This window comes from Nonomuraea sp. NPDC050153 (assembly GCF_044460125.1).
Taxonomy (GTDB): domain Bacteria; phylum Actinomycetota; class Actinomycetes; order Streptosporangiales; family Streptosporangiaceae; genus Nonomuraea.
This window is the reverse complement of sequence record NZ_JBITJQ010000011.1, coordinates 119,994-139,404: the sequence shown is the minus strand read 5'-3', so window position 1 is coordinate 139,404 and position 19,411 is coordinate 119,994. Positions and strand designations below refer to the sequence as shown.

General features: G+C 72.9%; 18 protein-coding genes. 4 read left to right on the top strand and 14 right to left on the bottom strand.

The features are described from left to right. Positions 1–3: 3 nt before the first annotated feature. The 6 genes from ACIBQ1_RS26975 to ACIBQ1_RS26950 are packed head-to-tail and all read right to left on the bottom strand — an operon-like array spanning position 4 to position 10,201. Positions 4–180, bottom strand: coding sequence for an MbtH family protein (locus ACIBQ1_RS26975; RefSeq protein ID WP_397281721.1), 177 nt, complete (start codon positions 178–180; stop codon positions 4–6). Beyond that, positions 177–1,469 (bottom strand): condensation domain-containing protein, encoded by a 1,293-nt coding sequence (locus ACIBQ1_RS26970; protein ID WP_397281719.1) that lies wholly within the window; start codon positions 1,467–1,469, stop codon positions 177–179. The genes ACIBQ1_RS26975 and ACIBQ1_RS26970 overlap by 4 nt, the downstream gene beginning before the upstream one ends. Continuing rightward, entirely contained in the window at positions 1,466–1,705 is a 240-nt protein-coding gene (locus ACIBQ1_RS26965) for a phosphopantetheine-binding protein (RefSeq protein WP_397281717.1), read from the bottom strand. The genes ACIBQ1_RS26970 and ACIBQ1_RS26965 overlap by 4 nt, the downstream gene beginning before the upstream one ends. Continuing rightward, positions 1,699–3,201 (bottom strand): condensation domain-containing protein, encoded by a 1,503-nt coding sequence (locus tag ACIBQ1_RS26960; RefSeq protein ID WP_397281714.1) that lies wholly within the window; start codon positions 3,199–3,201, stop codon positions 1,699–1,701. Before ACIBQ1_RS26960 ends, ACIBQ1_RS26965 begins: the two co-directional genes overlap by 7 nt. Beyond that, positions 3,198–4,715, bottom strand: coding sequence for an AMP-binding protein (locus tag ACIBQ1_RS26955; protein WP_397281713.1), 1,518 nt, complete (start codon positions 4,713–4,715; stop codon positions 3,198–3,200). The genes ACIBQ1_RS26960 and ACIBQ1_RS26955 overlap by 4 nt, the downstream gene beginning before the upstream one ends. Further along, the gene (locus ACIBQ1_RS26950) at positions 4,712–10,201 is read right to left on the bottom strand and encodes an amino acid adenylation domain-containing protein (RefSeq protein ID WP_397281711.1); all 5,490 of its coding nucleotides are present in this window, start codon (positions 10,199–10,201) and stop codon (positions 4,712–4,714) included. Before ACIBQ1_RS26950 ends, ACIBQ1_RS26955 begins: the two co-directional genes overlap by 4 nt. A 383-nt stretch (positions 10,202–10,584) precedes the next feature. On the opposite strand from ACIBQ1_RS26950, the gene ACIBQ1_RS26945 reads away from it, so the two are divergent. Then, the gene (locus ACIBQ1_RS26945; RefSeq protein ID WP_397281710.1) at positions 10,585–11,763 is read left to right on the top strand and encodes an alkyl sulfatase dimerization domain-containing protein; all 1,179 of its coding nucleotides are present in this window, start codon (positions 10,585–10,587) and stop codon (positions 11,761–11,763) included. 235 nt (positions 11,764–11,998) lie between these two features. Here the strand turns inward: ACIBQ1_RS26945 and ACIBQ1_RS26940 are convergent, their stop codons facing one another. Then, the gene (locus ACIBQ1_RS26940) at positions 11,999–12,661 is read right to left on the bottom strand and encodes a response regulator (RefSeq protein WP_397281709.1); all 663 of its coding nucleotides are present in this window, start codon (positions 12,659–12,661) and stop codon (positions 11,999–12,001) included. Next, a complete protein-coding gene (locus tag ACIBQ1_RS26935; protein ID WP_397281707.1) occupies positions 12,658–13,773 on the bottom strand; it encodes a sensor histidine kinase in 1,116 nt (371 codons plus the stop codon). Before ACIBQ1_RS26935 ends, ACIBQ1_RS26940 begins: the two co-directional genes overlap by 4 nt. A 218-nt stretch (positions 13,774–13,991) precedes the next feature. Between ACIBQ1_RS26935 and ACIBQ1_RS26930 the strand changes: the two genes are divergently transcribed. After that, positions 13,992–14,417: a DUF6223 family protein gene (locus ACIBQ1_RS26930; RefSeq protein WP_397281706.1), complete on the top strand. Its 426-nt coding sequence runs from the start codon at positions 13,992–13,994 to the stop codon at positions 14,415–14,417. 61 nt (positions 14,418–14,478) lie between these two features. On the opposite strand, the gene ACIBQ1_RS26925 is transcribed toward ACIBQ1_RS26930, so the two are convergent. Beyond that, positions 14,479–15,399: an aminoglycoside phosphotransferase family protein gene (locus ACIBQ1_RS26925; protein WP_397281704.1), complete on the bottom strand. Its 921-nt coding sequence runs from the start codon at positions 15,397–15,399 to the stop codon at positions 14,479–14,481. 409 nt (positions 15,400–15,808) lie between these two features. Here ACIBQ1_RS26925 and ACIBQ1_RS26920 point away from each other — a divergent pair, with 409 nt between their 5' ends. Next, positions 15,809–16,573 carry an SAM-dependent methyltransferase gene (locus ACIBQ1_RS26920; protein WP_397281702.1) on the top strand — a complete coding sequence of 255 codons (765 nt, stop codon included), beginning with the start codon at positions 15,809–15,811 and terminating at the stop codon, positions 16,571–16,573. A 5-nt stretch (positions 16,574–16,578) separates the two neighbouring features. Here ACIBQ1_RS26920 and ACIBQ1_RS26915 read toward each other — a convergent pair whose 3' ends face one another. From ACIBQ1_RS26915 to ACIBQ1_RS26895, 5 genes are all read right to left on the bottom strand, one after another. Further along, a complete protein-coding gene (locus tag ACIBQ1_RS26915) occupies positions 16,579–17,355 on the bottom strand; it encodes a ferritin-like domain-containing protein (protein ID WP_397281701.1) in 777 nt (258 codons plus the stop codon). A 125-nt stretch (positions 17,356–17,480) separates the two neighbouring features. Further along, the gene (locus ACIBQ1_RS26910; protein ID WP_397281699.1) at positions 17,481–18,218 is read right to left on the bottom strand and encodes an SDR family oxidoreductase; all 738 of its coding nucleotides are present in this window, start codon (positions 18,216–18,218) and stop codon (positions 17,481–17,483) included. A 147-nt stretch (positions 18,219–18,365) separates the two neighbouring features. Then, the gene (locus ACIBQ1_RS26905; RefSeq protein ID WP_397282010.1) at positions 18,366–18,515 is read right to left on the bottom strand and encodes a hypothetical protein; all 150 of its coding nucleotides are present in this window, start codon (positions 18,513–18,515) and stop codon (positions 18,366–18,368) included. Further along, entirely contained in the window at positions 18,467–18,658 is a 192-nt protein-coding gene (locus ACIBQ1_RS26900) for an alpha/beta hydrolase fold domain-containing protein (RefSeq protein WP_397281697.1), read from the bottom strand. Before ACIBQ1_RS26900 ends, ACIBQ1_RS26905 begins: the two co-directional genes overlap by 49 nt. Beyond that, complete coding sequence (locus tag ACIBQ1_RS26895) at positions 18,583–18,876, bottom strand: alpha/beta hydrolase fold domain-containing protein (RefSeq protein ID WP_397281696.1); 294 nt, start codon at positions 18,874–18,876, stop codon at positions 18,583–18,585. Before ACIBQ1_RS26895 ends, ACIBQ1_RS26900 begins: the two co-directional genes overlap by 76 nt. Positions 18,877–19,114: 238 nt before the next feature. Here ACIBQ1_RS26895 and ACIBQ1_RS26890 point away from each other — a divergent pair, with 238 nt between their 5' ends. Continuing rightward, on the top strand, positions 19,115–19,402 hold the full coding sequence (locus ACIBQ1_RS26890; RefSeq protein WP_397281694.1) for a WhiB family transcriptional regulator: 288 nt from the start codon (positions 19,115–19,117) through the stop codon (positions 19,400–19,402). Positions 19,403–19,411 lie beyond the last annotated feature (9 nt).

The following is a 19,411-nucleotide window of genomic DNA, read 5'->3' as shown; positions in this document are numbered from 1 at the left end:
CTTTCAGTCTCGCAGGCTGAGCGGGCGCATGTCCGTCCAGACGGTCTCGATGTGCGCCAGGCACTCCTCCCGCGTGCCCGCGAACCCGGCGTCCGACCAGCCGGGCGGCAGCTCGCGATCGGCGGCCCAGATGGAGTACTGCTCCTCGTGGTTGACGACCACCCGCGTCTCGGCACTCACGTGTTCTCCTCGCTGACCAGTAGCGTCTCGACCTCGCGCAGCGTCGCCTCGATCGCCTCCCGGGGCAGGAGGGCGGTGTCGGCGAGCAGGTCCAGCCGGCAGGTGTGGGTGGCGGGCCCGACGGTGCAGAACACCTCGGCGTCCACCTCCGGCCAGGCCCCCACCGGGAAGATCCGGCCGGGGCCCGCGGGCGGGCGCGGCGGCAGGTTGGGCCAGCCCCCGGTGACCCGGACGTCGTTGAAGTAGGCGGTGGGCGGCGGCCCGGTCTCCCCGATCAGCGCCCGCTGGGCGGCCGGGTCGTAGCGGGCGTGCCGGTACGACGCCAGCACCCCCCGGTGCGCGTCCCGCACCACCTCGGCCAGCGGCGCGCCCGGGGCCACGTCCAGGACCAAGATCCCGTCCTGGACGAGGGTGGCCACCATGGGCGCGAGCCGGGGGTCGTGCCGGTTGCCCACGATGAGCTGCAGCGCGACCGTGCCGCGGCCGGTCAGCCGCGACAGCAGCGCCGCGTACGCACCCAGCAGCACGCTGCTGGTGCTGACCGCCCAGCGCGCGGCCAGCCGGGTGGCCGCCGCGCCGAGGGCGGCCGACTCCATGCCGAGCTTGACGAACCTGGGCTCCTCGGGCACGCCCGGCGGCGCGGCGAACAGCGGGCGCGGCATCCGGTCCAGCGCCGCCCGCCAGTATCTGAGCGCCCGCTCGCCGCGCGCCGCGCCCTCGGGGGATCGTTCCTCCGCGGCCAGGTCGAGCGGCTGCGGCGCGGCCCGCGGCAGCGGCTCACCGGACAGCAGCCGCGGCCACTCGCCGGCGATGACGTCGAGCGCCAGCCCGTCCACGGCCATGTGCGTGAACGCGAACGCCACCGCGCGCGGCCTGCCGCCGTCCATGACGACGGAACAGCGTACGGGCGGCTCGTTCGCGTAGTCGAAGCCCTTGCCGGCGAGCTCGGCGGCGATCTCGCCGGCCAGCGTCCTGGGCCGGGCCCCGGCGGCGTCGACCAGCTCGACCGTCAGCCGCCCCTCCCCCGCGACCCGTTGCGCCATGCCGCCCTGGGCCTCCGGCCCGGCGAGCCAGTTCGTGCGCAGGCTCTCGTGCCGTCCGATCAGCCGCGACAGGGCGGCGAGGACGGCCGGCAGGTCGGGCTTGCCGTGCACCGGCAGGGCCCACGGCAGGTTGAAGTAGGGGTCGCCGGGCGGCAGCCATTCGGTGAGCCGCCAGATCGCCCGCTGGCCCCAGGTGAGCGGGCCCTGTCCGGACCTGGCTCCGCTGAACTCGGCCGTCACGATCATGACGGGCGGCCCGCCAGCCGGGACAGGTGGCCGACCAGCCCGTCGAGCGTGTCGAGGCTGCCGTCGAACTCGATGTCGAAGCCGAACGCCTCCTCGATCGCGTCGATCATCCGGATGTGGCCCAGCGAGGTGAGGCCGAGCGCCGTCAGCGAGCAGTCGGCCGCCAGCACCTCCGCCGTGGTGAGCTCGCCGTCGCTGGCCCGGGCCACCAGCGCGGCCACGCGCTCCCTCAGCATGCCTGCTCCCGCAGGCGGGCGACCTCCGCCGCGATGCGCGTCGCGGTGGCGTCGTCGATGAACACCTCGAAGGAGAGCTCCACGCCGAACCGCTCCCTGGCCCTGGCCATGATCTGGGTGATCGTGAGGGAGTGGCCGCCGAGATCGAACAGGTCGTCGTCGGCTTCCACGTCGTCCAGTTCGAGCTCCTTGGCGAAGATCGCCTGGATCTCCCGTACGAGGTCGGCGGGTACCGGCCCGTCCTCGACGGCGACGGCAACGGCCGTGACGGTCGCCGCCGGAACGGGGCCGGGCAGCGGCAGCCGGTCCAGCGGCGCCTCCGGATCCGCGGCGACCGCCACCAGCAGCGCGGCGAGGTCCTCCCGGATCCGCTCGGCCCCCGCCCGGTCGAGGAGCGCCGGGTTGTACTGCAGCCGCGCCGCCGTGCCCGCCTGGTCGTCGACGATCTGCAGGTGGAGCGTGTTGCGCACCCAGCCGTTGAACATCATCCACTCCACCGACGCGCCCAGCCCGGGGAAGAGCGGGCTCGTCTCCGGCCGCCGCCGGTAGCTGAGCGACACGGGGGTGAGCGCGGCGCGCGGGCCGATCCCGTCCACGGCCCTGGCCAGCGGGACCCCGCGATGCCGGTACAGCCGCCGCAGCTCGACCCGCAGGCTCCGGGCGAACTCGCCGAACGTGCCTCCCTCGGGCGCCCCGATCACGGGCAACTCGTTGACGAAGGCGCCCACGTGGTCCCGGCTCAGCTCGGTCCGCGTCGACAGGTCCACGCCGACGGCGGGCCGCGCGTTGCCGTACGCGTGCAGCAGCGCGACGAACGCGGCCAGCACCGCCTCGAACCGGGTGACCTCCAGCCGCTCGGCGAGCCCGCCGAGGTCCTCGACGACGAAGTCGAGTGCGGAGCCGGGCGCCGCCGCCACGGACACCCCGCTCAGGCCGGGCAGGCACAGCTCCCGCTGCTCCTGCCACCGGGCCGCCCAGTACCCCTGCGCGGCCGGCAGCGCGTCCGCCAGCCTGGCCCGCTGCCGCACCGCCACCTCCGGGTACGCCGCCCCCAGCGGCGCGGGCGCGGCGCCCCCGTACCAGGCGGCCAGATCCCGCAGCAGGATGTCCTTGGACTCCCCGTCGAACACCGCGTGATGGGCCTGGAACAGCAGCACGTGCCGCTTGGCGTCCTCCCGGATCAGCGTGAACCGCGCCGCGGGCCCTTCGACCGGATCGACCGGCCCGTCCAGCTCCTCGTGAAGGTCGCCGCCTTCGCCCATCGGCGGCACCGCCCGGGCGAGCACCCGCAGCTCACCACCGTCCTCGGCGAGCACGCCGCCCAGCACGGGATGTCGGCGCGCCACCTCCGCGCACGCCTCCCGCAGGGCCTCCACGTCGAGCGGCCCGTCCAGCCACACGGCCAGCGGCATGTGAAAGGCCCGCCCGGCGATTCCGGCCCGCTCGGTGAGCCACATCCCCTGCTGCGCAGGGGAGGCCGGCCACGATCCGGTCATCTCCCGCCTTCTTTCTCCGCAGTGCCCACCCTGGGGCCCGTTTCCATCACTGAGTCCGCCTGCTTCAGCAGGTCGCGCAGGTCGGACTTGACGACCTTGCCCGAGTGGTTCCGGGGCAGGCGGTCCACGAAGATCACTCGTGCCGGCAGCTCGTGCGCGGCCAGCCTCGTCATCAGAAAGGCCCGCAGCTCCGTCACGCGCGGCGCCCGCGCGCGGGGCACGACGGCGGCGGCGAGCACGGTGCCCAGCACGGGGTGCGGCACGCCGGCGACCGCCGCCTCGGCCACGTCCGGGTGCTCGTGCAGCGCCGCCTCCACCTGCACGGTCGACACCTTGAACGCCCCGGACTTGACGACGTCGCTCTCCCGGTCGACGAGATACAGGTAGCCGTCCGCGTCGAGGTAGCCCACATCGCCCATCCGCACCCATCCGTCGCGGAAGGTGTGCGCGCTGGCCTGCTCGTCCCGGTAGTACGAGCGCGCGGCGGCGGGAGAGCGCAGCCAGATCTCCCCCGTCTCCCCGTCCGCCAGCGGCGCGCCGTCGGAGCCGGTGACCCTCAGACCGCTGCCGAGCGCCGGCCGGCCCAGGGCCGCGGGCCGCGACGGGTCGTAGATCATGACGGTCTGGGCGGGCGCCGCCTCGGTCGAGGTGTAGTAGTTCGTCACGGTCGCCTTGGGGAAGGCCGCCGCCAGCCGCGCGCACAGCGCCGCCGGCAGCGCCGAGGCCGCCGACCCGAGCAGGACCACGCCGGAGAAGTCGTGCCGTTCGTGCAGCCCGGCGTTGAGCAGTTCGAGGGCCATGGCGGGCACCAGGAACACGGTCCCCACCCGCCGCGACTCGATCAGTCTGGCGAACCTGCCCGGGGTGAACCGCGCCAGGGTCAGCACCGCCGGCCGCGCGTCCAGCGCGTTGAGCAGCATGGCCTGGCCGGCGTTGGTGCCGATCGGGAACGCGTGCAGCAGGAGCCGCGAATGCCCGAACCGCCGGCGGTTGGCCCGGGTGGCGCTGCCGTAGGTGAGGTTGACGTGGGTGGCCGCCACCGCCTTGGGCCGGCCCGTGGTGCCGGAGGTGTAGAGGATCTGCGCCAGATCTCCCGGCTCCGGCGGCTCGGGCTCCCGCGAACCGGGCTCCAGCTCGTCCGGCACGGCGCTCCAGTACGCGCCGTCCGGCGGGACGGCCGGTCCCTTGCCCGCGTGCAGCACGCCGGTCGCCGAGCAGTGCTCCAGCATGTACGCCACCTCGGCCGGAGCGAGCCGGTCGGAGATCGGCACGGCCACCCCGCCGGCCAGCTGCGCGGCGCAGTAGGCCACGGCGAAGTCGGTCCAGCTCTCGGCCCCGAACAGCAGCCCGACCCGGTCGCCCCGCCGCACCCCGCGCCGGACCAGCCCGCGCGCCAGCGAGTCCGCCCGCGCCCGCCATTCCGCGAACGTCAGCGTCCCGCCCCCGGCTACCTCCAGCGCGACCCGCTCGGGCTCCTCCGCGGCCCGCCTGGCGAGCAACTCCGGAACGATCATGACTCTCCCCCGGCTCGCCGCCGCAGCTCCTGAACGCCGACCAGATCGTCGGGCAGCGCGTCGGGCACCTCGCTGTCGAACCGCGCCAGCACCCGCACCCGCAGGGCGGACACCGCGATCAGCGCGATGGCCAGCCCGAAGGCCACGTACATCAGCCCGATCCCGCGCCCGTCCCCCGTCCCGAGCAGCGCGCCCGCCGTCGCGGCCAGCGGCCCGTCCGGCGCCATGAGCGGCTCGAACACCGCCGCCCCGTACGGCGCTACCAGCCCGAACCCGATCGGCAGCGTGGACCAGGCGACCAGCGTGTTGAGCGCGATGACCCGCCCGTGGAACCGCTGCGGCACCTTGACCTGGATGATCGTCGCGTACACCCCGTTGAGCAGCGTCAGGCACAGCGACATCCCGAACGCCCCCGCGGCGATCGCCACCAGATCCGCCCGCACGCCGACGACCACGCAGAACATCGCCAGCGCGAGCGTGAACAGCAGCACCCCGCGCAGCCGCCGCCGGCTCGGCCCGCCCCACACGGCCATCAGCAGCCCGCCGGCCAGCACGCCGATCCCGCCCGCCAGCGACACCCGCCCGACGTCCTGCAGCGTCGCGAACGACAGCACCAGCGGCGAGATCATCAGGAACAGCGGCGACAGAAACACGTTCAGGACGGCGAAGAACACCAGCATCCCGCGGAAGCCCCGGTTTCCCCAGGTCAGCCGCCAGCCGCCGGCGATCTCCGCCATGACCGTCTCGCGCCGCCGCCACGCCATGCTCCGGGGGAAGCGGACCGCCAGCACAACCGCGACCGCGAACACGTACGACAGCACGTCGACGACCAGAATCCCCTCCAGCCCGACGACCGCCATCAGCCCGACCGCCAGCAGCGGCACCACCACCTGGGCCGTGCCGGTGACGAGCTGCATCACGCCGTTGGCATGGCCCAGGAACCGTTTGGGGACCAGCTGCGGGATCGCCGAGGCGTACGCGAACCGCTGGAAGGTCAGAGCGACCGACAGCAGCGCGAGCAGCGGGTAGATGTGCCAGATCGCCAGGTTGCCGGTCCACAGCAGCACCCCGAGGACCAGCTGCACGCCGCCCGCGGTGACGTCTCCGGCGAGCATCACCACGCGCCGGTCGTACCGGTCCACGATGGCCCCGGCCAGCGGCGCGACCAGCATGCCCGGCAGCAGGCCGAGCACCGCGAACAGCGCGAAGTCCGCCAGCGAGCCGGTGGTCGTGTAGATCCACAGCGGCACGGCGAACTCGGTCAGCGCCGACCCCACGATCGAGACCAGCTGCCCGGCCGCGACCAGCGCGAACCGCCCCATGCCCGGCCGGACCCGGCGGGCCGAGCCGTCCTGCGCGTCCGCGGAGGACGGCACCCGGCGGGCCGCGGAGCCGTCCGGTACGTCCGCGGAGCTGCCCGGCACGGCTGTGGAGCCGTCCGGCGCGGCTGCGGAGCCGTCCGGCGTGGGTGCGGAGCCGTCCGGTGCGGCTGTGGAGGACACGCCCTCCAGCCACCACGTCGACCGCGCCGTACGCGCCAGCCGCTCGGACCGGCCCTCGGTGATGGCGCGGTGCGTGCCGGTCACGATGGCCGCGAGCTCCTCCGCCCGATATTTCAGGAAAAAGTGCCCCGCCTCGTCCAGCACGACCAGGGCCGTCAGCTCCGACAGCACGTGCCACTCGCGGTACCGCTCCTGGTAGAACTCCATCGCCGGGTCGCGCTCGCCGGCCAGCGCGATGACCGGCGCCCGCAGCGGGGCCCCGTCCGGCCCCGCCGCGGACTCCTCGAACATGCGGGTGAAGTACCGCTCCGCCTGCCGGGTGCCGCGCCGCCGGTTGCGGACCATGAGGTCGAGCTGGTCGCGGCCGACCTCCTCCACGTCCAGGCCGGCGGAGCGCAGGTCGTCGATCCAGGCCTGGTCGCCGCGCATGCGCTCCATGAGCTCGGTCAGGCGCGCCAGGCGGCCGCGGGGGCGGGCGAAGGGGAAGACGCCGCCGAGATACACCGCCTCGACCTCGCGGCCGGCGTCCTCCAGCCTGCGGGCGATCTCCGCCGCCAGCATCACGCCGAGACCGCAGTGGCCGTACAGGGTGACGGGGCCCTGGATGTCGTCGAGGATCTCCCGCACGCACCCGTCGGCGACCTCGTCCAGCGGCCTGGCCTCCTCGCCGAGTTCGTGGCCGGGCACGGCGATCGAGTACAGCGCCCAGTCGGCCGGCAGCGCGTCCGCGAGCGGCTGGTAGATGACCGCGCTGCCGCCCCCGTACGGCGCGCAGACCAGCGTCGAGGCGGCCGTCCTGGCGGGGGTGAGCCGGTGCAGCAGGCGGCGCGGGCCCTCACCGGCCGACTCCAGCAGCGCGGCCAGCTCCCGCACGGTGCGGTGCTTGAACAGGTCGAGCACGGTGACGCCGCGCTGCGGCGCCTCCTGCCTGAGCCGGGCCACCACCCGCATGGCCAGCAGGGAGTGCCCGCCGAGCTCGAAGAAGTCGTCCGTGGCGCCGACCTCGGTGACGCCGAGCAGTTCGCTCCACACGTCGGCGACCGTCTGCTCGGTGGGGGTCCGCGGCGGCTCGAACCGGCCGGTCGTCTCCGGCGCCGGGTCGGGCAGGGCGCCGCGGTCGACCTTGCCGTGCGACTTGAGCGGCGGCGGCTCGTCCAGCCACACGTACCTGGCGGGGATCATGTAGTCGGGCAGCCGCTCGGCCAGCCACGCCCGCACCTCGGCGGCCTCCGGCCGGACCTCGGCATCACCTGCCAGGTAGGCCACCAGCAGGCCGCCGCGCAGGTCGGCGATCACCGACGTCACGGCGGGGTGCCGGCCGAGCACCGACTCGACCTCGGCCAGCTCCACCCGGTAGCCGCGGATCTTCACCTGCAGGTCGCGGCGGCCGAGGAACTCCAGGTTCCCGTCGGGAAGGTGACGCGCCTGGTCGCCGGTGCGGTACATGCGAGCGCCGGGCGGACCGTAGGGGTCGGGCAGGAACCGTTCCGCGGTCAGGGCGGGACGGTCGAGATATCCCCTGGCCAGCCGGTCCCCGCCGAGATACAGCTCCCCGGCGACGCCGATCGGCACCGGCTCCAGATGCTCGTCCAGCACGTACGCCCGCGCTCCCGGCAGCGGCCTGCCGATCGGCAGCGTGGTGGTCGTGCCGACGTCGCCTCCGACCGGGCCCTCGACCGGGTACGTGGTGACGCCCACCGTCGCCTCGGTCGGGCCGTAGTGGTTGACGACCCGGCAGCGCCCGGACGCGGCCAGTTCCTCGGCCCAGTCGCGCGGCGCCGCCTCGCCGCCGAGGATCAGCAGCTTGCGCGGCAGCACGTCGGCCTGCAACGCGGCCAGATGCGACGGAGTGATCTTGAGGTAGTCGATGCCCGCGTCCCGGACGTACTCGGCCAGCTCGTGCCCTGCGGTGCGCGACGGGATGATGTGCAGCGTGCCGCCGGTCATCAGGCACGCGTAGAAGACCGTCACCCCGAAGTCGAAGGCCGGCGACTGCGGCAGCGCGTACGACCCGCCGGGTTCGATCCCCAGCCGTTCCCGCAGGCCCGCGAGATAGACGAGCGCCTGCCGGTGCTGGATCGCGACGCCCTTGGGCCTCCCGGTGGTGCCGGAGGTGTAGATGACGTAGGCCAGGTCGTCGGGGGTCACCTCATGAGGGACCGGCGCCTCGTCTCCGTCGGGCTCGTCTCCGTCGGGCTCATCTTCATCGGGCTCGTCGAGGCCGACCGTGAGCAGCCCGCCGGGCAACCGCCCCCTGGACGACGCGTCGGTCACCGCGATCCGCACCCCGGCGTCCTCCAGCACGTACGCCAGCCGCTCGCCCGGATGCTCCGGATCCAGCGGCAGGTACGCGGCCCCCGCCCTGAGCACGCCGAGCACCGCCACGGCCAGTCCGGCCGACTGCTCCAGGCACACCGCCACCCGTTCCCCGGGCCCGGCGCCGAGCGCCCGCAGCCGCCGGGCCAGCCGATCGGCGCGGGCGCCGAGCTCGCCGTACGTGAGCGAGACGTCCCCCGCGACCACCGCGACTGCTCCGGGATCCTGTCCGGCGACGACCTCGTGCAGCAGCCGGACCCCGGCGGGCGGCGCCGGCTCGGCGACTCCGAGGGCCAGCACGCGCCGCCGCTCGTGCGGGTCGAGCAGCGGCAGCCGGGAGATCGGCCGGTCGGGGTCGGCGACCGCCGCCCGCAGGAGCGTCTCCAGGCATCCCGCCAGCCGCCGCGCCGTGTCCTCCCGGAACAGCGCGGTGCTGTAGGCGAGCTGCCCGTGCAGCCCGCCGCCGCCCTCGAAGAGATAGAGCGCCAGGTCGAACCGGCTGGCCACGGTGGGGATCGGATACGGCTCGGCGCCCAGCCCGGAGGTGTCCAGGGTGCGGCCGCGATAGTTCTGCAGGGCGAACATGGTCTGGTAGACCGGCGTGCGGCTGACGTCCCGCTCGACGGCCAGCTCGGTGACGAGCCGGTCGAACGGCAGCGCCTGGTGCGCGAAGGCGTCCAGGGTGGTGTCGCGGACCCGGCCGAGCAGTTCGCAGAAGGTCGGGTCGCCGCGCAGGTCGGCCCGGACGGCCAGGGTGTTGATGAACGGCCCGACGACCGTCTCCAGCTCGGGCAGCTCCCGCCCGGACACCGGCGACCCCACCGCGAAGTCGTCCTGCCCGGCGAACCGGCCGAGCAGCACCTGGAAGGCGGCGAGCAGCGTCATGTACGGGGTGGCCCGGTGCGCCTTGCCCAGCTCCGCGATCGACGCGGTGAGTCCGGGGTCCACGACGACGTCCACGGCGGCGCCGGTCCAGCGCTGCTCGGCGGGCCGGGGCAGGTCGGTCGGCAGCTCCAGGGCGGGCACCCCGTCCAGCCGGGACACCCAGTGGCGCACGTCGTCGTCGAAGGTCCGGCCGCGCTGCCAGTGCGCGTAGTCGCCGAACTGCAGCGTCGCCGGCGGCAGCTCCCGGCCCGCGTGCAGCGCCAGCAGCTCCTGGAACAGGATGTCGCACGACCAGCCGTCGGTGATCGCGTGGTGCATGGTGAGCAGCAGCACGTGCTCGCCGGGGGCCGAGCGCACCAGCAGGGCGCGCAGCAGCGGCGGGCGGGCCAGGTCGAACGGCCGGGTCAGCTCCCCGTCGATCTCGCCGGGGTCGTCGGTGACGCGGAACTCCACGACCGGCTCCTCGGCGACCACCGCCTCCGGGCGGCCGTCCGGGGTGGTGACCAGGATGGTGCGCAGGCTCTCGTGCCGCCGCGTGAGCTCGGTGAGCGCCCTGGCCAGGGCGTTCTCGTCGAGTTCGCCGGTCAGCCGGACCGCGAACGGCACGGTGTAGGCGGCCGTGCCGGGCGCGTACTGCTCAAGGAACCACAGTCGCTCCTGCATGGCCGACGGCGGCGGCGCGGTGCCGGGGTCGCGGCGGGGGACGCTGACCTTGGCGGCGCGCGCTCGAAGCCGACGCTCCAGCAGAGCCTGCTTGGCGGGTGAAAGGGAGCTTCTGGTCACGCGTCTTTCTCCTCTCCGCGGCGATGACGCGGATGTGCTGTAGCCATGACGGCGAAGCCTGCAGAGGCCGTGGGAACGCTCCCACGAGGGAGGCTAGGTTTCGACCCTTACGAGGTCAAGGGCTAGATCCGCATTTCCGACTGCCCGTTGTCACCTAACAAGCACAATTCGCGATGCGTGCACGTCGTCCCGCAGTTTCGGGATGCTCTGTCTTTCGCGTCCTTGACAGTTCGGAAAGCTTGTCGTCATCTATCTGGGAGCGCTCCCAGCATCATTTCCCGGCGTGGATCTCTTGCCTAGAATGAGGTTCTAGAAGCAGGCTTGGGCCCATGATTATCGAGTACGCCGACCGCGTGTGGCGCGGCGAATCGGACGACAGCGTCGTGGACGCGGGCGTGCAGGGCACGGGAATTCAGCCGATCGCCGACGGCCTCGGCTGGTGGCCGGGATTCGGCAACGTGACCGCGTTCGAGACCGAGGGCGAACTGGTGCTGTTCGACACCGGCAGCGCGTTCTCGGCGGCGAAATTGCATGAGGACGTACGGGCCTGGACGCGAGCGCCGCTGACCACGGCGTTCTACTCGCACGGGCATGTCGACCATGTCCTGGGGACGGGACCGTTCGAGGAATCGGGGCCGCCTGCCACGATTTATGCCCATAAAGCGATTGTTGATCGGTTTGAGCGTTATGTACTGACAAATGGCTATAACTCGGTGATCAACCAGCGGCAGTTCCAGGCCGCTGGGCTCCGCTGGCCCACCGGCTACCGCCGTCCGGACGTGACCTACACCGACACGCTGACCGTGCGGCGCGGCGGGCTCACGTTCGACCTCTTGCATGCCAAGGGCGAGACCGACGACGCGACCATCGGCTACGTGCGCGAGCACAGGCTGCTGCTGACCGGCGACCTGTTCATCTGGGTGACGCCGAACTGCGGCAACCCGCAGAAGGTGCAGCGCTATCCCAGGGAATGGGTGCACGCGTTGCACCGGATGGCGGCCATGGACGCCGAGATCCTGCTCCCCGGCCACGGCGCCCCGATCTTCGGCCGCGACCGCATCCGGCAGGCGTTGCTGGAAACCGCCGAATGGCTGGAGTCGCTCATCACGCAGACCCTGGAACTGCTCAACGCGGGCGCGCGACTCGACGAGATCGTCCATTCGGTGAAGCCGCCGGAGCGGCTGGCCGACCGGCCCTATCTGCGGGCGCGGTACGACGAGCCGGAATTCGTCGTACGCAACCTGTGGCGCCTTTACGGCGGCTGGTACGACGGAAACCCGGCCCATCTGAAGCCCGCTCCCGACGCGGTGCTGGCGAAATCGGTCGCGGAACTGGCGGGCGGGGCCCAGGCCCTCGCGGACGCGGCGCTCAAGGCCCTTTCCGAAGGCGACGAGCGGCTGGCCGGGCATCTGGCGGAAATGGCCGCCCTGGCGGCGCCGGACGACGCGGGGGTGCATCGCGTACGCGCGGAGGTCTTCTCCACCAGAGCGGCCGGCGAGCTGTCCCTCATGGCGAAGGGCATTTTCGCCTGGGCCGCGGCGGAGTCCAGCCGGCGCTCCTGAGAGCCGCCCCGCCTCCATCGACGGCCGCCCGGGCCCCGGCCCCTCGCCCACGGGCTGAGCGCGGTGGACGGGGCGGGCCGGCGCGTGACTTCGGCGCTCCGGCCCGTACGGGAACGGCCCGCGCCCGCGTCCCGGGTCGGGGCGGGTCGGGTCGGGTCTGCGGCGGATGTTCTGATGACGAAGGAAGAGCCGGGGAAGTTCACCGAGGCGATTTTCCTGACAACTCTCCTGGATGTCAGGCGTTGCGCGGGACCACCAGGCCGGATTCGTAGGCGAAGACCACGAGTTGTGCGCGGTCGCGGGCGGCGAGCTTGGCCATGGCCCGGTTGACGTGGGTTTTCGCGGTCAGGGAGCTGATCACCATGCGCTCGGCGATCTGGTCGTTGGACAGGCCCTGCGCGACCAGGGCGACGGCCTCTCGTTCGCGGCCGGTCAGCTCCTTCAGCCCCGTCCCGGCGCCGGTGCGGAGCGGCTGGGTGACGTACCGGTTGATCAGCTTGCGGGTGATCGACGGTGCGAGCAGGGCGTCACCGCGCGCGGCGACGCGTACCGCGTGCAGGAAGTCCTCCGGGACGATGTCCTTGACGAGGAATCCGGCGGCGCCTGCGCGCAGCGCGTTGAAGACGTATTCGTCCAGGCCGTAGTTGGTCAGGATGACGACGTGCACCCCGGCCAGGGCCGGGTCCGCGGCGATGCGCCGGGTCGCCTCGATGCCGTCGGCGACCGGCATCTGGATGTCGATGAGCGCGACGTCGGGCAGGTGCTCCCTGACCAGGGCCAGGCCCTCCTCCCCGTCGGCGGCCTCGGCCACCACCTCGATGTCGTCCTCAAGGTCGAGGAGCGCGCGAAACCCGCTGCGGATGAGCGGCTGGTCGTCGACCAGCAGGACCCTGATCATGACGTTCGGTCCACGGGAAGTTCGGCCTGGACGGTGAAGCCGCCCTCGTCGCGGGGTGCCGCCCGCAGGTGACCGCCGAGGGCGGTGACCCGTTCGCGCATTCCGAGCAGCCCGACGCCGGGCACCGGGGCGGCGTCCGGGGTGGCCTTGCCGTCGTCATCGACGCGTATCGCGAGGGTGCCGGGGCCGTAGTCGATCCGGACCGACGCCGTCGCGGCGGCGGCGTGCCGGGCGATGTTGGTGAGCGACTCCTGAACGATCCGGTAGCCGGTCCGATCCACCGCGACCGGCACGTCCCGCCGTTGTCCCTCGATCGTCAGCGTCGCGTCGAGGCCGGTCGTCCGAGCCCGTTCCACCAGTTCCGCGACGTGGTCGAGCCCACGCGGCGGGGTCGTGTCGTCGTCGCGCAGCGCCTCCAGGGTCGCGCGCAGCTCCCGGGTCGCCTCACGCCCGGCCTCCTGGATCGCCAGCAGGGCCTCCGGCACCTGTTCACCCCGCTTGCGGGCCACGTGGACCGCGACTTCGGCCTGCACCTTGATGATCGAGATCTGGTGGGTGAGCGAATCGTGCAGCTCCCGCGCGATGTGCAGCCGCTCCTCGTCGGCGCGGCGGCGCGCGGTCTCCTCCCGGGTGCGTTCGGCTTCCTCCGCGCGCCGCTCGGCCTGGCGCAGCGCCTCACCGGCGGCGCCGGCCGCGATCAGCCAGGCCAGCTCAAGGGCGCCTCTGGCCTGCGCGAACGCCTCACCCGTGTCGTGCAGGCCGGAGGCCAGGGCCGCGAGAGGAAGAAGGGCCAGCATGGCCACGCTCGCCGCCACCGTGACGGCGCGGTGTCCCGCCCGTACGGCCGCGTACACCGCGAACAGGTACGCGACGGCGGGCGTGTCGAAACCGGCCGCCTGGTAGCCCACCGCGCACAACCCGGTGACGGCCAGGACGAGAACCGGAGCCCGGCGGCGCGCGGCCAGCGCCAGGCCGCCGGCCGCCAGCAGCGCGTAGCCGAGCAGGTCGAGGTACGTGGTGGAGTGCTGCCCGGACAGCCCGTTGAACAGCAGCGTCGCCGCCACGCCGACGGCGATCACCCAGTCTGTGAGGCCGGCCCGTCCTGTGCTCATGCGCGCACCTTAGCCCGGATTCCGGTGCGGGCGACTCCTGCGCGCGGATGACCGCCGGCTACCGCACCTGCGGTACCTTCGCGGCTCCTGCGGCGTCGGCGGTAGCCGGGTACGGCGTCGGCGGCAGTACGAATTGCCCACGTACGCACGACGACCTGCGGTGGATCCGACGGACATCATCAGGCCACGACCAGTCCCAGGAGGAGAAGGAGCACCTCATGTCCATCCGTCACCCGCTCGCCGCCGCCACTGTGGCCGCCGCCTTCGGAACTCTCGCGGTCGCCACGCCGGCGGCCGCGACCGTCCTGGTCCAGCCGGACCCCGTCAGCGCCTACGCCTTGACCACCGGGCGGCTCTGGTCCCTGGTGGCCGCGGCGCTGGGGCTGGCCGGCGTGGTCGTCGGCGGGCTCGCGCTGGCCCGCTCCGCCGGCCGCACCGGCACCGGCACCGGACGGCGCGGGTCCGTCGTGGCCCTGGTGACGGGGCTGGCCGGCGCGGTCATCGGCGGGCTGGTCGTGGCCGCCGCCGAGGGTGGCCCCGGCACCGGCTACGGCATAGTCGGGGGCTATGCGGCCCTGGTGGTGGGGCTGGTCGCCATGGCCCTCGGCGGGCTGGCCATGACCCGCTCACGCCGCACCACCTGACCGAACCGCTCACCGGGCCGACTCACCAGGCCGACTCACCGGGCCGACTCACCGGGCCGACTCACCGGCTCAGCAGAGCCGTGGCGATGGCGACCTGGGCGGGTCCGAGCGCGGTCTTGCCGTCTTCGATGTCCCACAGCGCGTTCTGCAGCACGCGGCCGAGACTCCAGCCCACCGCTCGCTCCCGCTCCAGGCCGAGAACCTCGGTCAGCAGGTCGAAGCGGCGCAGCACCGCGCGAGTCACGTCACCGCCGGCCTCGACCTCCTCCCACCGGTTGTCCAGCGCCGGCAGCAGCTCGAACCCCGGGTCGCCGGCCAGGGGTTCAGGGTCGATGGCCAGCCAGGGTTCCCGCTCCCCGGCCAGGACGTTGTCGTAGTGCAGGTCCCAATGAAGCAGCCGGTCGCCGGGCTCGCCGACGAGTTCGGCCACGGCGGAGGCGCAGGTGCGTACCAGCCGCTGTTCATCGGGGTCGCGCAGCGCCGGCACGGCCTGCGGGACCTGGTCGAGCATGGCCGCGGCGATGTCGGACAGCCGCCGCAGCTCCCCCGGGGCGGGGAGCGAGGTCAGGCGGGCCATCAGCTCGGCCAGGATCCGCACGGCCACGTCTTCGTCAGCCACCGAGGACAGGGGCCGGGCCGCGTCCAGGCGTTCCAGCAACTGCGTGGCGCTGTCGTCGTCATGGTCGAGCAGACGCACGATGCCGTTGCCGTCCCAGGCCAGCAGGCCCGTGGCGGTGCCGGCGGTCTCCTCCCGGAGCTGCTGAAGCTTGAGGACGGCAGGGGTCCCGTCGGCCTGAAGCACGGGCAGGACCAGCGAGGCCATGCCGTACGCGGGCGGGCCGTCGGGCCGCAGCCCCCAGCGGTCCAGAAACTCGGCGCCGAGGCGGGGCAGGTCGGCGATCCAGGCGCGCGCCTCCGCGCCGTGCGCGCCGTAAGACGCGGCGAACGCGTCAGGGACGTCGATGGAGGTCGACGTGTGCATGAAAGACATCTCCTTCGTGGGGTCCAGGGTCGATCTGCGACGAACGAAGGAGGTCACGGAGGTGCCCGGCTGCCGGGCAGGCGTCAAAGCATGTCCCCACCCTATCCGCTCATCTGACGCCGGGACGTCCGCGGCGATCAAGAACCTGTCCGCGCCGACGTGCGCGGCCCGCCGCCGGGGGGGTTCCTGGACGGCCCGGCCGTCGAGCGATTACGCTGGTACCGATCCGTTCCTACGGGCCAGATACGCCCCTAGCTGCGAAAAGGCGATGCCATGACTGCCGCCCGGTGCGACCGGGGCAGGTAGCGGTCTTGCTCCACCCCGGTCTTCCACGACCGTCGGGTCCTTGAGGACCTTCCCTGTGTGGTGCGCGCTCGCGCGCATCCGGATCGCCTTGGAGCACATCCACATGTCATCAGATTCCGCTCACCCTTCCGCGTCCTGGTACGCGGACTTCTTCACCGAACTGCCCAACGCCTTCTGGCGGGCGGCCGTCCCGCCTGAGACCACCAAGGCCGAGGTCGACTTCGTCATCCGCGTCGGCGGTCTTCACCCCGGGGCCCGCGTACTGGACGTTCCCTGCGGGAGCGGCCGGCACAGCCTCGCGCTCGCCCGCCGTGGATACCACGTCACCGGCCTGGACATCTCGGCGGAGGCCCTGGCCTTCGCCGGCCGGGCCGCCGCGGCCGAGCGGCTGACGCTCGACCTGCGCGAGGCCGACATGCGGCACCTGCCCGCTCGGCCGGCCGCCGACGCCGCCGTCTGCATGGGCAACAGCTTCGGCTACCTCTGCCACGACGCCAACCGCGCGCTGTTCGCCGGCCTGTACGCGGTGATCGCCCCGGGCGGCTTCCTCGTCGTCGACTACTGCGCGGTGGCGGAGGCGCTGCTGCCGCATCTGGAGGAGAACGGTCTGCCCATGTCCGCGGGCGGCATCACCGTCGAGGCGAGCAACAGCTACGACGCCCTCAACGGCCGTCTGCTCACCTCGTTCACCTTCCGCCGCGGGGAGGAGGAACAGCACGGCACCTCGGTGCAGCACGTCTACACCGCGGCCGAAACGGCCCGGATGGCGAGGGAAGCGGGCTTCGCTCACGTCGAGATGTACGCGGATCCCAACGGCACCCCCTTCGGGCTCGGCAGCTCGCGACTGCTGCTGATCGCGCGCCGCTAACCGGGTCACCTGTGCCCAGTTGAGCCGTCGGCGCCGCTGCCGGGGCCGGATGCGGCAGCGCCGGCGGCACGTATGCGAAGGCGGGGCCGGCCGTGGTGCCGTCCTCGCCGGGCATCCGCATCAGGGCCTGGGCCTGGCCCTTGAGCGTGAACATGGTGCCGGTGGCGGCCCCGAGCCGGTCCGGGCCGCCGTTGAAGGTTTCGTCGAGCCGGCTCAGGAGGGTGCAGCAGGTGTTGTCGGAACTCCTCCTGCGCGGTGCGGACGGCGCTGCCCGGAGCGTGGTCGGCCGACCGCGGGTTGCGCCGCATCGGGAGCACGCCGTTCAGGTCCACCGGGAGCGCGTCGCCGGTGGGGCCGGACCGCGGGGTGTCGCCCCGCCGGCACCGGCGGCCCAGCTTGAGCTCCTGGAACCGGTGGTAGTGCGCGACCTCCTCCCGTTCGGGGTGGAAGACGTCCTGGTCACCGTCCCCGACTCCGTCCAGGGCCTGGCTCTCGCCCTGGTCGCCGTCCCAGATCCCGGCGTGGGTGATGCCCTCGCCCTGCTCGACGATCTCCTCCAGTGCTCCCAGCGCGGACTCCGGATCCACGACGCGAACAGCCAACCTGCCGTGTGCCGGAAGTGGCCGGCGTTCACCTGGCGCGCGGGATTGCCGGAGAAGACCTCCTGCTCGCCGAGCCGGTCGAGCCCTTCCTTGATCGCGACGTAGAACTGCCCGATCGGCTCGTAGCCGGCGCCCTCCGCCGGGGCACCAGATGGCGCCGGCTGTTCGATCCGCAGGCACGGCCGCCTGCCGCCGTCATGCCTTGGAAGTCGGCCGCGCTCAGGACGGGCGCGGGGTGCTGGGGTCCTTGAACTGGGCGAGCTCTTCCTCGTACGCCTCGCCGACGGACCTTACTTGGCCGCGTTCTACGCGAGCCAGTCGCGGTAGCGGATCGTGCCGAGCCTGGCGTCGTCGCCGGGCACGAGCGTGCGCTCCCCCGGCACGCTGCCGAAGTAGGTCGCCTGCGGGTCGGCGACCACCGTGCGCGAATCGCCCCAGGCCGCCAGCGCGTCGCGGAAGAACTCGTCCATCCGGGACCGCTCGGGCCCGCCCACCTCGACCCGGCCGTTCAGCGGCTCTCCGGCCGCCACCCGGCCGACCGCCTCGGCGACGTCCTCGCCCGCCATGGGCTGGAACAGCACGGGCGCGATGCGCACGGTGCCGCCGTCGGTGGCGTCGTCGGCGATACCGCGCACGAACTCGAAGAACTGCGTGGCGTGCACCAGCGAGAACGGGATCCCCGACTTCTCGATCAGCTGCTCCTGGGCGATCTTCGCCGCGAAGTACCCGTTCTCCGGCATCCGCTCGGTGCCCACCACCGACAGCGCGACGTGATGGCCGACCCCCGCCTTGGCCTCCGCGGCCAGCAGGTTACGCGTGGAGGTCTCGAAGAACTCCATCACCGCGGCCCGCTCGAACGACGGCGAGTTCGACACGTCCACCACGACCTGCGCACCCGTCAGCACCTCGGCCAGGCCCTCGCCGGTGAGGGTGTTCACGCCGGTCTGCGGAGCCGCCGCCACCGCCTCGTGGCCGTGTTCCCCCAGCTTCGCCACCAGCTTCGACCCGATCAGGCCGGTCCCACCGATCACCACAACCTTCATGAGGAACCCTTCTTCCCTGTTCGCCGGGGCATTCGATTGCCAACCGGTCGCCAGCTAAGACCGGACAGCCTTCGTACCCGTGACAATCTCCGCGAAATTTCTTTCGCGGACCACCGGCGCTGACGATGACGGGCTGCTCCGCGGTGCTCATAGGTGTGCCTTTCCGGTGTTCAGGGCGGCCTTGATGACCTCGACGGCCTGGGCGACGGCGGCACCGGCCGCGGCGGTCGAGCGGACGGGGTTGAGCATCATGAAGTCGCGCAGCGTGCCGTTGTAGCGGACGCTGGTGGTCGGCACCCGGCCTCGGTGAGCTTGCGCGCGTAGGCTTCGCCCTCGTCGGGCAGCACGTCGTTCTCGTCGACGATCACGAACGCGGGCGGCAGCCCGGCCAGGTCCTCACGCTGGGCGGGGTCGGGGGTGTACGCGTCCGGGTGATCCACTGGGCGGTGGCGTCCGCCTGCTCGATCGCCACCGGGTAGCGGGCCTCGGGCGAACGGTCGTACTCCACGAACACGACCGCGGCGCCCGCCCCGACGGCGAGCTCGCGGACGAGGCGGTCGTGGGTGCCGGCGTTGCCCAGCACCCACCCGCCGCCATGCACATACAGGAACGGGGGCTTGGAGGTCGCCTCTGCGAGTTCCTGGGCCGCCGGTTCCAAAACGTACTTGCTCCCGCGAAGTTCCCCGTTTCTCAGTTCGGAGTGGTCTCCGCTCAAACAAGGCAGCCACCGGAATCTGTGACAGCACCGGCCCACGTTCCTGTCACAACCCGCGCGGTCGTCCGGTCATAGGGGGCGGGCGGCCACGGCCTGACGCCGTTCGAGCGAGTCCGGTCCTGCCCGTGGCGCACGGCCCGCCCACACCGGCCCACGCACCATCGTTCACCAGGCGGCGATCATGACCCTCCACCAGACTCACCAGCACCACGACCCACGACCACCGCTGCGCTGGATGGCCCACGCCGCCTGCCAGGACGCCGACCCCGCCCTGTTCTTCCCGATCACCTGGGACGGTCACCCCGGCCGGCCCGACGAGCAGGCACGACGTATCTGCCGGACCTGCCCCGTACAGGCGGCCTGCCTCGACTGGGCGCTGCGCACCGGCGAGCCCGACGGCGTGTGGGGCGGCACCACACCGGCGGAACGCCGCCGGCTACGCGCCCGCCTGCGGCAGGCCACGGCCTGACCGCTCCCG

What these genes read in the sequence shown, in the direction of transcription:
- ACIBQ1_RS26930 (WP_397281706.1), top strand. Translation starts at nt 13,992, where the DNA reads ATGTCCATCCGTCACCCGCTCGCCGCCGCCACTGTGGCCGCCGCCTTC.
- ACIBQ1_RS26910 (WP_397281699.1), bottom strand. Translation starts at nt 18,218, where the DNA reads ATGAAGGTTGTGGTGATCGGTGGGACCGGCCTGATCGGGTCGAAGCTG.
- ACIBQ1_RS26935 (WP_397281707.1), bottom strand. Translation starts at nt 13,773, where the DNA reads ATGAGCACAGGACGGGCCGGCCTCACAGACTGGGTGATCGCCGTCGGC.
- ACIBQ1_RS26890 (WP_397281694.1), top strand. Translation starts at nt 19,115, where the DNA reads ATGACCCTCCACCAGACTCACCAGCACCACGACCCACGACCACCGCTG.
- ACIBQ1_RS26970 (WP_397281719.1), bottom strand. Translation starts at nt 1,469, where the DNA reads ATGATCGTGACGGCCGAGTTCAGCGGAGCCAGGTCCGGACAGGGCCCG.
- ACIBQ1_RS26955 (WP_397281713.1), bottom strand. Translation starts at nt 4,715, where the DNA reads ATGATCGTTCCGGAGTTGCTCGCCAGGCGGGCCGCGGAGGAGCCCGAG.
- ACIBQ1_RS26960 (WP_397281714.1), bottom strand. Translation starts at nt 3,201, where the DNA reads ATGACCGGATCGTGGCCGGCCTCCCCTGCGCAGCAGGGGATGTGGCTC.
- ACIBQ1_RS26965 (WP_397281717.1), bottom strand. Translation starts at nt 1,705, where the DNA reads ATGCTGAGGGAGCGCGTGGCCGCGCTGGTGGCCCGGGCCAGCGACGGC.
- ACIBQ1_RS26940 (WP_397281709.1), bottom strand. Translation starts at nt 12,661, where the DNA reads ATGATCAGGGTCCTGCTGGTCGACGACCAGCCGCTCATCCGCAGCGGG.
- ACIBQ1_RS26920 (WP_397281702.1), top strand. Translation starts at nt 15,809, where the DNA reads ATGTCATCAGATTCCGCTCACCCTTCCGCGTCCTGGTACGCGGACTTC.
- ACIBQ1_RS26925 (WP_397281704.1), bottom strand. Translation starts at nt 15,399, where the DNA reads ATGCACACGTCGACCTCCATCGACGTCCCTGACGCGTTCGCCGCGTCT.